Source organism: Sodalinema gerasimenkoae IPPAS B-353, from assembly GCF_009846485.1.
In the GTDB taxonomy this organism is placed as follows: Bacteria; Cyanobacteriota; Cyanobacteriia; order Cyanobacteriales; family Geitlerinemataceae; genus Sodalinema; species Sodalinema gerasimenkoae.
Genome location: NZ_ML776472.1, coordinates 2,337,010 through 2,351,568 on the forward strand (window position 1 = coordinate 2,337,010; position 14,559 = coordinate 2,351,568).

Annotated in this window: 13 protein-coding genes; 11 read left to right on the top strand and 2 right to left on the bottom strand. The window is 49.6% G+C overall.

The window, feature by feature from the left end; all coding sequences use genetic code 11:
- The first annotated feature begins 20 nt into the window (after window positions 1-20).
- Together L855_RS10270 and L855_RS10275 are read left to right on the top strand one after the other, a co-directional pair.
- Window positions 21-785, top strand: coding sequence for a hypothetical protein (locus L855_RS10270; protein ID WP_159787659.1), 765 nt, complete (start codon window positions 21-23; stop codon window positions 783-785).
- 39 nt (window positions 786-824) lie between these two features.
- Window positions 825-1,466 carry a DUF938 domain-containing protein gene (locus tag L855_RS10275; RefSeq protein WP_192925023.1) on the top strand — a complete coding sequence of 214 codons (642 nt, stop codon included), beginning with the start codon at window positions 825-827 and terminating at the stop codon, window positions 1,464-1,466.
- Window positions 1,467-1,574: 108 nt separating this feature from the next.
- On the opposite strand, the gene L855_RS10280 is transcribed toward L855_RS10275, so the two are convergent.
- Together L855_RS10280 and bioU are read right to left on the bottom strand one after the other, a co-directional pair.
- Window positions 1,575-2,909 carry a hypothetical protein gene (locus tag L855_RS10280; RefSeq protein WP_159787662.1) on the bottom strand — a complete coding sequence of 445 codons (1,335 nt, stop codon included), beginning with the start codon at window positions 2,907-2,909 and terminating at the stop codon, window positions 1,575-1,577.
- Window positions 2,910-3,636: 727 nt separating this feature from the next.
- Window positions 3,637-4,638, bottom strand: a complete 1,002-nt coding sequence (bioU, locus tag L855_RS10285) for a (S)-8-amino-7-oxononanoate synthase BioU (RefSeq protein WP_159787665.1) — start codon at window positions 4,636-4,638, stop codon at window positions 3,637-3,639.
- Between the two features lie 251 nt (window positions 4,639-4,889).
- Here bioU and L855_RS10290 point away from each other — a divergent pair, with 251 nt between their 5' ends.
- From L855_RS10290 to L855_RS10330, 9 genes are all read left to right on the top strand, one after another.
- Window positions 4,890-5,951 (top strand): NAD-dependent epimerase/dehydratase family protein, encoded by a 1,062-nt coding sequence (locus tag L855_RS10290; protein ID WP_159787668.1) that lies wholly within the window; start codon window positions 4,890-4,892, stop codon window positions 5,949-5,951.
- Between the two features lie 43 nt (window positions 5,952-5,994).
- On the top strand, window positions 5,995-7,314 hold the full coding sequence (locus L855_RS10295) for a glycosyltransferase (protein ID WP_159787671.1): 1,320 nt from the start codon (window positions 5,995-5,997) through the stop codon (window positions 7,312-7,314).
- Window positions 7,315-7,337: 23 nt separating this feature from the next.
- Window positions 7,338-8,405, top strand: coding sequence for an NAD-dependent epimerase/dehydratase family protein (locus L855_RS10300; protein WP_159787674.1), 1,068 nt, complete (start codon window positions 7,338-7,340; stop codon window positions 8,403-8,405).
- A 67-nt stretch (window positions 8,406-8,472) separates the two neighbouring features.
- Entirely contained in the window at window positions 8,473-9,138 is a 666-nt protein-coding gene (locus L855_RS10305; protein WP_159787677.1) for a class I SAM-dependent methyltransferase, read from the top strand.
- Window positions 9,139-9,185: 47 nt separating this feature from the next.
- Window positions 9,186-10,895 carry a hypothetical protein gene (locus tag L855_RS10310; RefSeq protein ID WP_159787680.1) on the top strand — a complete coding sequence of 570 codons (1,710 nt, stop codon included), beginning with the start codon at window positions 9,186-9,188 and terminating at the stop codon, window positions 10,893-10,895.
- 169 nt (window positions 10,896-11,064) lie between these two features.
- Window positions 11,065-13,122, top strand: coding sequence for a hypothetical protein (locus tag L855_RS10315; protein ID WP_159787683.1), 2,058 nt, complete (start codon window positions 11,065-11,067; stop codon window positions 13,120-13,122).
- A 279-nt stretch (window positions 13,123-13,401) separates the two neighbouring features.
- Window positions 13,402-13,614: a DUF2997 domain-containing protein gene (locus L855_RS10320; RefSeq protein WP_159787686.1), complete on the top strand. Its 213-nt coding sequence runs from the start codon at window positions 13,402-13,404 to the stop codon at window positions 13,612-13,614.
- Between the two features lie 63 nt (window positions 13,615-13,677).
- Window positions 13,678-14,061, top strand: a complete 384-nt coding sequence (locus L855_RS10325) for a DUF1257 domain-containing protein (RefSeq protein ID WP_159787690.1) — start codon at window positions 13,678-13,680, stop codon at window positions 14,059-14,061.
- Window positions 14,062-14,065: 4 nt separating this feature from the next.
- Window positions 14,066-14,515 carry a ferredoxin gene (locus tag L855_RS10330; RefSeq protein WP_159787693.1) on the top strand — a complete coding sequence of 150 codons (450 nt, stop codon included), beginning with the start codon at window positions 14,066-14,068 and terminating at the stop codon, window positions 14,513-14,515.
- The last annotated feature ends 44 nt before the right edge of the window (window positions 14,516-14,559 follow it).

The window sequence follows — 14,559 nt, forward strand, 5'->3', positions numbered from 1 at the left end:
TTGTTTACTGGAAAGCGTTCATGAAAGGTTATTTTGGGTTTCTCGTTTTGGGGTTGTCGGTAGCTCTCTCCATTGCCTTAATGGGAAACGGGTCACTGCCTGGGGGCGGTTTGGCAACGAAAGGGTTGGTGATCGCCCAAGTCCCGGCCCAAGTCGGTGAGGTGGCTCAAGGGGACCCAGGAACGGGAAATCCCTTACCGGACCCGCCGTCCGTCCCGGAAACGTCACCCCCTCCCACACCGGTGGTGAATGATAATGATAATGGGGCGTTATCCACAGAACCGGCTGAGTTTCAACTCGAAGAATTACCGGTTCTGCCTGATGTGGATACGGCGGGCTTAAGACTGAGCGAAAATGTCTATCAGCAGCCAGGACAGTTCCAGGTCGGGGTGTTGGAGGACTATCGAACGTCGGTGAATTCGGGGGTTACGGTGCTGGAATCCCCCTCTGGAAACCTGGCGTACACGGTTCAGGTGCAACAGCGAGCCAATGACCGACAACTGATTGATGATGAGTTAGTGCAACTTGCCATTGATCGGTTGCAACGGGGGGAAGGCTTTGAGTTAGGAACCGTTAGACCGCTTGATACGGGGCTGCTGCTGGTTGATTGGACGGGAACTCTGGGGGCCACACCCCTGTCAGGACGGATCTTTTTACGGCAGGTAGATTCCCAAGTCTTGATGTTGGTCGTCTCAGCAACGCAAGAGGAGTCTGAGCAACTCGATGCGGTTATCTCATTGGTCTCGGAGACGTTACAGCCAGATGGTCTTGGGGATCAGGGATAATAGACCATTAGGAATGGACAGTGGAGCCTGAGGATCTCAATGATAGAACAGCCGCGCGATCGCCGTCAGTTTGCGGCGGCAACGCAACGGAACCGAGAGCCGATTTTGCAGGTTCTCCAGCGGGTATTACCGCCCGAGGGGACGGTGTTGGAGTTGGCCAGCGGAACGGGGGAACATGGGGCGTTTTTTGCGCCTCGGTTGGCCCCCCGTTTCTGGTTACCTTCAGATCCCAATCCCTTGGCCTTGGAAAGTATTGAGGCCTGGCGGCAAGAGACGGGATGCGATCGCCTATTGTCTCCGTTGGAGTTGAATGCCTGTGAGTCGGAATGGACGGTGGAACGGATGCCCCCTCCAGAATTAGAGGCACAGCCGATTCAGGCCATGGTCTGTATCAATATGATTCATATTGCCCCTTGGCAGGCTTGTTTGGGTCTGTTGGCGGGGGCGGGACGGCTACTGCTTGCTGGGGGGGTTCTCTATCTATATGGCCCCTATAAGGAAAACGGCCAACATACCTCGCCGAGTAATGAGGGGTTTGATTTAATGCTGCGCGATCGTGATTCAAGTTGGGGGGTGCGTGACCAAGAGGCGGTGATTGCAGCGGCGGAGAAACGGGGGTTACGATTTCGGGAGATGGTGGAGATGCCGGCGAATAATCGCTCGTTGGTGTTTGGGAAATAGGGAAAAGAAGGCAGTAGGCAGTAGGCAGTAGGCAGTAGGGGGACGAAAACGGAGGGGCGTATTGCAACTGGTGCGCCCGGGGATGTGGAGAATTTTCTGAGACGCGATTTAGGGGTGAGTTTCAGGGTTGCTTTTGAACTCTTGGAGCCAGGTTTTATCGAGTTCGTACCATTGGGCAAACAGACCCCTTTGAGTGATTTTTACACAGGTTTCACGAGAATACTTGTGTCTCCATGGTTGTGAAATATTTCCATCAAAGTGAATTGTTAAGTCATAGCTATCTGGAGATGAGATGCAATTGTATAGTTCCTCTCTCCAATTCAAGGGGTGATGAGTTCTATAAAAAAGAGAGGGATTTTGAATCCAAGTTGTCGTGCAAGAAATAATTAATATTAGAAAGCAAAGTCCTTTGAGAAAGCTAGGTTTTAGGCGAGCAATGCTTTGTGAGGGTATCCCATAAATTGCTATCAGAAAAATAGAGATAAATATATAAGGAAAAAAGAAATATCGGGGGCCAGCGAGAAATGGATGAATTTCCAAATTCGTCCTTAGCCATGAGGCTAGAATTGTACTTAAAACCGCTAAAAAAGCGATTGATGTATTAAAAAAATCCGATTTTTTCAAACGTAACGTATTATAGAGGGCAAAGCTACCAATCAATAGAAACGCCAGACTCAGTATATAGGATATGAAATTGGGGCTTGAAAAAAAGTTGTTGTACGTAATATAAGTTCCAATCAATTGAGGTAAAGCCATGTAAAACTTAGAACTATCAATCTTCTCACTGACCTGACTCAGGGAGAAATACATCTGAATCGCCGACAGTGCAGACCATAAACCTAAAATGACGTAGTTGAACCTAGCTCGGGTAATATAGGCTTTGATTATCATAGTGGGGATGAGGACAATCGATATTGGTGAACCGAGACAGCCTAAAGTAGTCGAGACTATAATCATGAATTTTGATGTTTTACTCTTGGCTTTTGATGACGCAAGTAACGGAACCAGAAGCAACAACGATGTCCACCAAAATATGTAGAGGGGGGTTGAAAAAACTTCAGGGTCGTAGGGTAGCAAGGCGATGATAATCGGCAAATACTCCTTCTTGGGTAATTCAATCAGACTCGATGTAAGAATGACCATGACTAAAATGGTAATGGTCATCGTTAGTACATAGGCGATTTCAGGATAAAATAAGCCTGAGATTGATAAGCTGGAGAGGGTAATAATTTTAGACGGGATAATTAGATAGCCGTTGACGGGTATTAATAAACTTGACCAGCCATGTTCAATGGCTTGGGGGATATTAAACACTCCATCCTCATTCCAAACGGAGGGATAAAGGGCATCAGCCGGCCGTCTGAGGAGATATAAAACCGTGAAGAGTGCGAGGTTTATCAGGCGAATTTGCTGCCATCTAGCTGGTTTAGAGTTGACTGTCATCAAAATAAAATACAGAGTAAAAAATGTGACGATGCTGAACGCTCTACATTCTGAGTGCAATGCTCCCAATCCATTAAGCAGAGCCAGTCAAATTACAGAGGAGAGAAAAACGCTCATACCGAGGCAGATTTTATCCTAAATCCCACAGTCCAACAAGTGATAATACGGAGGTATAGCCATAAAAATTTGGGTGCATCTCAATGCATGCGATCACTTCAGAGAACTCACCCCTCCCCCTCCCAGGAGGGGATTTTTCAAATATTTCCCCTCCTGGGAGGGGTGCGCGATAGCGCGGGGTAGGTTCAAACTTGCCTAACTGAGATGCACCCAAATTTTTTAGCAATCGAAGATTGGCTTAGGACTCTGAGTGGGGAAAGACTTCCCCACCTATTGCCTATTGCCTATTGCCTATTGCCTATTGCCTTCTTTTCCCCAGTTTTTTTATCCTATTCAGATCAATTTTTGCTAGTACAGACATATTTAATGGGTCTCTGAGGATGCGTTGATTTTTAAATCAATACTGGCGCAATAAAAAAGCCGGCGTAATGCCGACCCAGTGAAAACCAACCAAAACCAATCACGTTAGCTCTGATAACCATGAGGAAACCTCTCGTCATCCCTGGGGGAGTCGAAAGAATCTCATTAGAGCTAAGGGGATTGTAACAAAGATTACCGACTTTTTGTCACAAAACTTCAAATTTCCCCGAATTTGTGATCAGGGACGGGATTAGCGGACAAACTGTGGCATGACCTCAGCGGCAGTGAAGAGTCCGTGAAGGCCGCGACGGTGGAGGCTGATCCCGGCTTTGAGGTAGCCGAAGGCGGGACCGCAGACGTTGGCGGCCATGCTGGTGTCGTCGCCGAGGGTGAAGGTGTGGGTGGAAATTTTGCCGTCGAAGGTGCGGCCAGTGACTTGGACGTTGGTGCTGAGGGGTTTTTTGGCGTTGCGGGTATCGACGATGCCGCCGACGGTGACGCGATCGCGATCGACAATGCCGGCTAACTCTAACATGATGTCATCGGCGTGCTCCATATTCTCTAACTTGAGAATGCCGTTGGTTTTGTCCAAGAGTGCGGTCACTTCGTCATCACTCATGGCCCGGGCCGTCTCCACATCGTAGCCTGGCATATGAGCAATATCTTCGCGAATGGTGGAGCGATAGGCCTCCCAGTTGGCAATCCCCACGCCGAAGGTGATGGCCACGTGATGGATTTCGGCGTAACTTTGCGCGGCTAAAGCGGCGGCGGCGGTGAGAAGTCCTGGGGTGGCACCACAGCCGGTCATGTAGGTGATTCCGGCGGCTTGCAGCTCATCTTGTAACCCCAGCAGTTGTTCTACGGCACTGGTTCGTTTTAAGGCATCCACTAACACCCCTTTCCAGCCAGAGGCGATAAATTGACGGGCCACCGAGGCCATAAAGGTGTTGGGGAGATTGGGAAGGGCCAGGAAATAGCCGTCAACTTGGGGTGCGGCGGCGATTAAGTCCTGGATACTTTGGTCACTGAGAACCCCTTGGCTGTCTAAATATCCGACGGAACCGCGATCGCGGGTTACGGTGATGAGAGCATCGGCATCAAGTCCTTCGGGGTTGTAGGCGTAGCCTTGGCCATCGGCAACGGCACAAAAATGCATCTCCTGTTTAGGACTCAGAAGACGACAGGCCGCTTGTCCCAGGCCGCCGAAGCCTAATATGCCGACGGAGAGGGGGGAAGTTTGGTTAACAGTCATAGGACGTTCATCGTTGAAAACAGACTAATTCCCCATTATCTCCCCCTGCGGTCGGTTTCGATACCAGGTTGGGACAAGAGTAGGGGCGAAAATTTCCCCTCCTGGGAGGGGCTAGGGGTGGGTTATGCCCCTATAAGTGAGGGAATTTGTGTTACGATCCCCCCAATTTGGGGTGTTTGTCGTCCAAGTCTTGCGGTTTTAGGACAGCCCCTGGACAGTGGTGTCGTTGTGGTCTGTGTGAGAGAGTTCTTATGTCTATTGTCTTGGTGACTGGCTCGGCTGGCTTGATTGGTTCGGAGTCGGTTCGTTTTTTTTGTGAGAAAGGCTTTACCGTGGTTGGGATTGACAACAATCTGCGGGAGTCGTTTTTCGGGGAGGGTGCCTCAACCCTGTGGAATCGCGATCGCCTACAGGAGAAATATGGCGACCAGTATATCCATCACAACAGTGATATTCGCGATCGCTCGGCCATGGAGAGCCTGTTTAAAACTTATAATCGCGAAATTGGCCTGATTATCCATACGGCGGCCCAACCTTCCCACGATTGGGCCGCGCGAGACCCGTTTACAGATTTCACCGTCAACGCGAACGGAACCCTGAATCTCCTAGAACAGACTCGCCAACATTGTCCCGAGGCGGTCTTTATTTTTTGTTCTACCAACAAAGTCTACGGCGATAATCCCAACCGGCTGCCTCTGGTGGAACGCGATCGCCGCTGGGAGATTGAAGAGGGTCATCCCTTCTACAATGGCATTGACGAGTCGATGAGCATTGACCATTGTAAGCATTCCCTGTTTGGGGCCTCCAAGGTGGCAGCGGATGTGTTGGTTCAGGAATATGGCCGCTACTTTGAGATGAAAACCGCCTGCTTCCGAGGGGGATGTCTCACGGGACCGAGTCATTCCGGGGCAGAGTTGCATGGCTTTCTCTCCTATTTAATGAAATGTACGGTCACCGGAACTCCCTATAAGGTCTATGGCTATAAGGGAAAACAAGTCCGGGACAACATTCACAGCTACGACTTGGTGAATGCCTTTTATCACTTCTATCAACAGCCTCGGGTGGCGGAAACCTACAACATTGGCGGCGGCCGGGAAAGCAACTGCTCAATGCTAGAGGCGATCGCCCAATGTGAGGAAATCGCTGAGAAACAGCTCAACTGGGAGTATCAAGAGAGCAATCGCAGTGGCGATCATATTTGGTGGATTGGAAATTTGGGTCGCTTTAAGTCCCATTATCCCGAGTGGAAGTTGACCTACGGAGTTCCAGAAATCCTCAAAGAAATTTATAGTCAAAACCTCGATCGCTGGTAAAAGGCTGCTGGGTTAGGTTTGTTGTGACGAGATTAAGGATGATATGAAAGTTGTTCAAAGATTCTGGCAAAAACGTGCCGTTCGCTTCCTATTTGGGGGAGGGGTAGCCGCAGCCTTCAATCTGCTGTTGATGTTTTTGTTCATCGAGGTCGCCGGCTGGGATACGACGGTGCTTCGCAATGCCGCCAATATCATCTCGATTGAGTTGTCGCTGCTGTTTAGCTTCGTGATTTACCGGATTTGGGTCTGGCGGGGGGGAACCTGGCGATGGCGAGAGGTGCTACTGCGTCAACTTCCCCTCTATCATCTCTCCGCTGGGGCATCTGTGGTATTGCGGGTGTTTGCCATTTTCCCTCTCCTGGATTGGTTGGAGGTCAGTTATGGGGTGAACACCCTGGTGGGGGTATTGGTGAGTGCGGTGTTTAACTACATTGTTAGCGATCGCCTGGTGTTCCGCGATCGCCGTTCAGAAAATGCCCAACTCTATCGGCCCGAAGGCTTAGAAGCGGCCTTCCCGGATTCAAAAAAGACTCACGAGGGGACTGAGGAGGGTGTCCATGCCCCGGTTTCCCTATTTTCCATTGTCATTCCGGCCTATAACGAAGAGGGATCGATTACAGAAACCGTCACCGCCATTACCGAACGACTAGAGCGGCATCAGGTTCCCTATGAAATTGTCGTGGTCAATGATAATAGCCGAGATCGCACCGAAACCGTCCTGCAACAACTCAGCCAAGAGAATCCCCGCGTTCGCTACGTCAACAACTACTACCCCAACGGTTTCGGCTTTGCTCTGCGTTGTGGCTTAGAACAGTTTAACGGCGATGCGGTGGCGATCGTCATGGCCGACGCCTCGGACTCTCCCGAGGACATCCTCACCTACTATCACCTCCTGCAAGAAGGCTACGATTGCGTCTTTGGCTCTCGCTTTGTGCGCGGAGGAGAGGTGATCGACTATCCTCGTCACAAATTAGTGGTGAACCGTCTGGCCAATCTCTTTATCCAGGTTCTCTTTGGCCTCGGCTACAACGACAGCACCAACGCCTTCAAAGCCTACCGTCGCGAAGTGATTGAGGGTATCCACCCGATTCTCTCCCACCATTTCAACCTCACCGTCGAACTTCCCCTGAAATCCATTGTCCGAGGATATAGCTACGTCACCACCCCCATTCGCTGGCAAAACCGCAAAGCTGGCGTCTCCAAGCTAAAAATCAAAGAAATGGGCAGTCGTTACCTGTTTATCGTCCTCTACGTGCTTCTCGAACGTTGGCTATCACGGGGTGACTACCGCCGTCAAGCCACTGCGAGAGTCGTCACACCCACCCCAGCCGAAGCCATTTCCTCTGGAAAACAGACCCCCTAATCCTGCATCGATTACCCAGTCCCATGACTCAGAATGTTTTAATCACCGGAGGTGCCGGATTTGTCGGTAGTTCCCTGGCCTTAGGCTTTGCCAAACGCTATCCCAACTGGCAGATTACCGCCTTAGATAACCTGAAGCGGCGGGGATCAGAATTGAATCTTCCCCGTCTCAAAGCAGCAGGAATTGAGTTTGTCCATGGAGATATCCGCAACCCGGAAGACTTAGATCCCCAGCGACTGCACCCAGATTTAATTCTCGAATGTTCCGCTGAACCCTCGGTGTTGGCGGGATATGGCTCGCCGGGATATCTCTTACAAACCAATTTAGTGGGAACCGTCAACTGTTTGGAGTTGGCCCGTCAGACTCAAGCCGATTTTGTCTTTCTCTCCACCAGTCGGGTTTATCCCATTTCCTATCTCAGCCAACTGAACTACGACGAAACCGAGACACGCTTTGCGCTACAGGAGGAACAGCCGTTTGCGGGAGTTTCCCCCTATGGGATAGCCGAAGACTTCCCCCTCGATCGCGCGCGATCGCTCTATGGAACCACGAAACTTGCCTCAGAACTGCTGATTGCTGAATACGCCGATGCTTATAATCTGCGAACTCTCGTCAATCGCTGTGGGGTATTGACGGGCCCCTGGCAAATGGGAAAAGTGGATCAGGGGGTGTTCGCCTTGTGGGTGGCCCGCCATTATTTCCAGAAACCTCTCAAATATATTGGCTATGGGGGGACGGGTAAACAGGTTCGGGATTTCCTCCATGTAGAGGATTTACTGGATTTGCTGGATTTACAGCTTCAGAACTTCGATCGCCTTCAGGGAGAAACCTTTAATGTTGGGGGAGGCTTTGAGAATCAGGTGTCTCTCTTAGAAACCACCCAGATTTGTCAGGAGATCACCGGGACGGCGATCGAAATTACCCCAGTTCCCGAAACACGTCCCGGTGATATTCCCATTTTTATCACCGACTCTCGCAAAATCATGTCCCAGGTAAACTGGACTCCTCAACGGGGGATTCAGCGTACCCTTCAGGATATTTATGATTGGATTGTCCGCGAGGAAACCCAAGTGAAAGGCATTTTTCTCTAAGGTTCTCGGAGTGAATGGGGCTATACTCAGAACGAACCTCCAGAACCTTTAGGATAGAGACCCAATCATGTTAGCGCAAGAACTACAGCAGGAATATCAACGGCGCTTTGTCAAAATTGCTCAGTATCGTCGTCGGGTTTGGCAAGTCTTGGTCAAATCCTACTTTCAAGCTAAAGTTGGCAAGAATCAGGATATCCTTGATCTCGGCTGTGGTTGGGGGGAGTTTATCAATCAAGTTGAGGCCAAGAGCAAGTATGCCATGGATCTCAACCCTGATGCCGGAACCTATCTCAGTTCAGATATTGAGTTCTTACATCAAGACTGTTCTCAAGCCTGGGAGATCCCCGATGAGTCCTTGGATGTAGTCTTTACTAGCAATTTCCTGGAACATCTCTTTTCTAAAGAAAGTTTGAGTCAAACCATCTCAGAAGCCTATCGCTGCCTGAAGCCCGAAGGTAAAATTATCTGCCTGGGACCTAATTTACGATATACCGGGGGATCTTACTGGGATTTCTTTGATCATCATTTGCCCCTAACGGATGCGTCGATGTCAGAAATTTTGGAACTGAAGGGATTTGTCGTTAAGACCTGTATTCCACGGTTTCTGCCTTACACCATGGCTAATGGACGGCAACTTCCTCTCTGGACTGTGTCATTGTACTTATCCCTTCCTTTTGCTTGGAAAATCTTGGGCAAACAATTTTTAATCATTGCTTCAAAACCCAAGTTTTAAGCTAATGTTATAAACAAGTGGAGATTGAACTCACAGGAGTTCTTGACATGATGACCCCAAAGCTATTTAAAGCCTTTAACTGGTTTAGTTTACTCTATGTGTTGCCAGTTTTAGCTACCCTGGCGTTTGTTAATCGTTTTGGGGTCAACGTCCCCTTTATGGATTCGTTGACCTTAATTAGTTTATTTCATAAAATCCACTTAGAAACGGCGACGTTCGCTGATTTTTGGGTCGCTCATAATGAGCACCGAATGCTAATTCCTCGCTTTTTTATAGCGGCTTTAGCCTTCGCAACAGATTGGAATGTTAAGGTTCAACAGTATTTTAGTATCCTGTTAACAATTTTTTCAGCCATCGGTCTGTACTGGATTTCACGACAGCAGCGTCTCCACAACCCCAGCCCCGGAAATTGGCAGCCGTTTGCCGATATCATTACAGTCATCTTACTGTTTTCTTTGGTTCAGTATGAGAACTGGCTTTGGGGTTTTCAACTGGCCTGGTTTTGGAAGACGACCTGTTTGGTGTTGGCGATCGCCCTGTTACAATATCCCCAAAAACACCGTTGGCTCGATAAAGGGTTTATGTTAAGCGCCCTTTTTGGCATCTTCGTTAGTTTTTCTGGGGCCCATGGCTTGTTAGTGTGGCTGGCTGTCTTTCCCTTGGTTTGGGTTCGCAGTCAAGCCTCAACCCATCCGAATCTACAACGGGTTCTCTGGCTGTTACTGTTTGTGGGATCTGTCGTCGTATATGCCAGCGGCTACCAAGAACCGGCTAATAATCCCGATCGCACCTATGTTTTACAACATCCCGATCAAGCCATTCCCTTCTTTCTGGCAATTTTAGGCCGTACCTTTGCGACAGAACCGGGGACGGTAAGTTGGGTCGGTGCTATGGTTTTACTCGGTTGTATTCTCAGCCTTTGGCTATTTTGGCAGCAACGGGATAAACGGCATGAGTTAGCCGCTTGGCTACCGCTATTAATCTTTCCCTTAGGATTCGCGGCCATGACGACAGTGGGGCGAACGGTATTGGGGATTCATGGGGCCCTGGCGTCACGCTACACAACTGTGACAGTCCTGATTTTAATTGGCTTAATTCACATTGGGCGAATTTGTTGTCAACGCCAGCCCTGGCGGCTTTTTTATGGGGCTATGGCTGTTGTTTTTGCGGTATTTTCTATTTCCAAGTCCTTCGATGCCCTAAAGGCTGGAGAACGTTTCTATGAAGACCGGAGGCTCGGTCAACAGTGCTTGGCTTTAATTGAGTATATGGAACCCTCCCCCAGTAGCTGCCTGCTGCATGTTTATGTTGATCCAAAGATGGTTCAGCAAATTTGGTATCCTCAGCTTGATCAACTCGGTTTTTTTGGATTTATTCGTGATGTTGAGTTTTCCCAAATTTCAGAAACCTCCTATGGCATTATTGATGAACCACCTCCCGGAGAGGTGATCCCCTTAACCCCTGAATCCGTCTTGCGCATATCAGGATGGTCTATATTTCCCGGTCGACCTGAAACTCCGGAGCTTGTTTTATTGTCTCAAGATGATCGTCCTGCCTTTTTTGCCGCCACCTTAGTGAATAAGAAAAGTCCTGATCTCGCCCAGGTCTTTGAGATGCCTGAGTACGATCAGGCTCGCTGGGAAATTGATGTGCCGGGAACGGCATTCCCTGAAGGTGTCACAACAATTCGTGCTTGGATTTATGATGGTGAAACAACGTTTATTCCGTTAGAAAACCTGGTTCAAGTCAGTCGTTGATCGTGAAGGCTCATCTAATTGGTGCAATTTTGATGTTGGGAATTTTAGAGCAATGAAAAAATCCCCTGTAATACCTACCACCTGGCAGAAAATACAGCCCAAAAAACTTATTATTGGACTCTTGTTTTTGGCTGGATTATTCTACTTATTTTGCCTTTGCTTTCCTGTTTTGCACTTCGGTATTTTTATAGGGGTTGATTCCTGGGTCTATGCCTTAAGTCGTCTCCCCCAAGAAAATATTAGTTTTGGTCAAGATGTAATTTATACCTATGGCCCCCTTGGGTATTTGGTCTCAGGGTCATTATCACCGGAAAACTATCAACAAATCGCTTGGTTTAAGTCCATCGTTCATACCCTATTTTTGGGGTTAGCCGCAGTGCAATTTTGGAGGATTAAGTCTCTGACTCGACGGCTGTTTTGGGTGTTTAGTCTTCTTGGTGTCTACCATAGTTTGGTGGCGTTAGACTATTTGTTGGTCTTGGGCTATCTATTGGTGTTGTCTTGGGTTCCCCAGCTACGGGGTCGCAAGGGGTTGGCGATCGCCGTCTTGTTAGGCAGCTGGGCCGGATTGTCGGCCCTGGTAAAGTTTACGGCGGGGGCGATGACCTTTGGGGCCTTCCTGATGTACTGGCTGGGTCATCTGTACCCCCTATATCGCTCAAAGCAATCTGGCCAGAAACTTCAGGAGGCTCTGGTTATCCTGTTGACGGCGACAGGAAGTGCCATGGCAGTGACCTTTGTTGGGTTACATGGAGATGTGGGAGAGGGGATGTTACGACTGCTTCCCTCGGCGGCGATCGCCCTGGTTTGGGGTTGGGGGACGCAACGCTATCTCAAGGCGAATCCCCGTTGGTCTAATTTTCGCCCCAGTCTGGGCTGGTTCAGCAGTCTAGCGGTGTTTGCTGTGACCTTAACGGGGGTGGTGTTGATGACGCAGCGGCCCTCCATGTTGGGGTTTGTTTTGGGGTCGTTGCAAGTGTCCTCCGGCTACTCTAGTGCCATGAGTCTCATTGGACCGTCGGCGGAGTTGGGCCTGGCGATCGCGATGGTGGTCATCCTCTTAACCCTCTTTGCTCGCTCCGTCACCGGTCGTTCCCTGGGCTTGTTTTTGGCGTTGACCTTTAGTCTCTGGATTGTTCTCAAACATGGGTTTGTGCGTCAGGATGCCCATGTATTTATGTTCTTTTTCGTGATCCCATTTTTGCTGAGTTTAGCGCTGCAAGAGCGGCCTCGCCGTCAGACACGCCGTTTTGGCGGTGTCGTGATGCTGCTGATGCTGGCGAGTATGGGCCTATATTGGCAGTTTCCTGGGGTGTTTGGCCATCCCAAAATCGCATGGAACCTCTCTCTGATTCACCAACCGCGACTGGTGTTAAGCCGTGTAACTCATTTGAACTTCTCCCAGATATTCGAAGAAGTCCAGGTGGCCTCAAACGATGCTGTCTGGCCCCTTCGCCTCAGTGAAGAGGTTAAGGCCTATTTAGAGCCAAAAACCGTCGATGTCATGCCCTGGGAGATTGCCTTGATTCCCGCCAATGATCTCAACTGGCAACCCCGACGGACGTTACAGTCTTATACGGCCTATACCACGGGTTTGGATAACTGGACGGCTGAGGGAATAAGGGAACAGCCCCCCGAGGCAATTCTCTATGATTTTATCGATTTGGATGGACGACATCCCTTTGTCTCGGAACCGGCGACGTTGTTTCAGGTGCTCTCTCAGTATCAGCTTTCCCCTCAGTTTCCCGAGTTTGTTCCCACGGAGTTATATCAGAACTTGATGCTCCTAGAACCGCGATCGCAGCCTCGGCCCTGGGTGGAGTCTCCCGAGGTTGAGCGGCGATCGCTCTCCTGGAACGAACCCATGACCCTCCCACAGATGGAGGGACAGATGCTGCGGGGGGCGATCGCCATTAAAGAGTCGTTCCTAGGCAAAATTATTAAAACCCTCTTAAGAGCCGCCCCGGTACGAATGCGGGTTACCTATGAGGATGGCAGCGATGGAGTCTATCGGATTCTCCCCACTACCTCAGAGAATGGGGTGATCCTTAGTCACTTACCCCGCTCCCGTGACGAAGGTTTTGCCTTCTGGCAAGGGCTTGAGCTGCCTAATCTGCCCCTTCCGGCCGCAGTGGAGTCCATTGCCTTTGAAACGGATAATCCCTTGATTTATCGGTCTCAGGTTGAGGTGACCCTGATATCCCTGGCCGTTGAGCCATCCTCTTAACAGGTTGAACCTGTGGCTAACTGACAAAACTTTGCAATTGTTGGAGCGATCGCCTTGACGGAATTGGGAATTTGGGACAAACTTAGTAAAAGTCAACGTGCGTGGCTCAACAATTGTTAAGTTACGCAAAGCCTTGAATCGTAACAAAACAATTTATTAAGATTTTATCTAAGACCGATTGAGTTCAGAAGCTCCCGGTGGTCACATTTTGCTGCCGGGGCGGATTCTGGCTATCGACCTCAAGGCATCTATCGTCCCCCTCGTGGTTCCCCAGAGCTTATGGAAACACTCGAATTTACGATTTACCCCGATGGCAGAGTGGTCGAACAGGTGACCGGTATATCCGGAGCCTCTTGTGCTGAGGTCACGGCTGCAATTGAGAAAAAGCTCGGAATTGTTCTCAATCAGGAGAAAACCTCTGAGTTTTACCAACAAACCCAGGAAAATTCGGCAACAACGACTGCTCAGGTTCAATCCTACAGTCAATGGTAGTTGTCTGCCGTTTTCTTTATCCCATCTGTTGTTCTTACCGTTAACAAATCCCTCCTTAAAGCTATGTCTCACTTTAGCCATATCAAAACCCAAATCCGTGACCTCAATGCCTTACAACAGGCTCTGACGGAACTGAAGATTGACTGGAAGGCAGGTCCGAAAGATGTTCGAGGTTATCGCGGCCAGGTTCACCAAGCGGCGGTGGTTGTTGAACAGGACAATGGCTACGACATTGGATTTAGCTGGAATGGCCAGGCCTATGACCTAGTGGCCGACCTACAATTTTGGAATCAAGCCATTCCCGTAGAACGGTTTTTGAGCAAAATCACCCAGCAGTACGCGTTCGCGACGGTGATGCAGGAAACCGCCAAACAAGGATTCCAAGTTTCAGAACATCAAACCCAAACAGACGGGTCAATCCGTCTGGTGTTGCAACGCTGGAGTTAACTTTATGATGGATGCCCCAAATCCAAAACAGCAATCATCTCAAGACCGTTCTGGCTGGGAACCGGAACTCGGAGGAGTTCTGCGAGAGTATCCGGAACGGTCTGGATTTGAGCCAGAATTAGGTGGGGCGCTCCGTGAAAAGGGCGTTTATGTGGATGAAGTCACCTGTATTGGCTGTAAGCATTGCGCCCATGTTGCCCGTAATACCTTCTATATTGAGCCGGATTACGGACGCGCACGAGTGGTCAATCAGGATGGTGAGTCGGAAGAGGTAATCCAAGAGGCGATTGATACCTGTCCAGTGAATTGTATTCATTGGGTTGAGTATAAGGAGTTAAAACAACTGGAGGCGGAACGCCGCCATCAGGTGATTCCCATTGCAGGATTTCCAGTCGCACGCGGGGCGGTTGTCGCCGCTCAACGCCGTAAACGTCAACAAGACGCATCCCCTTAACGCCTGATTTAAACCAAAAAGCCTACTCCCCTTGGATTGATCCC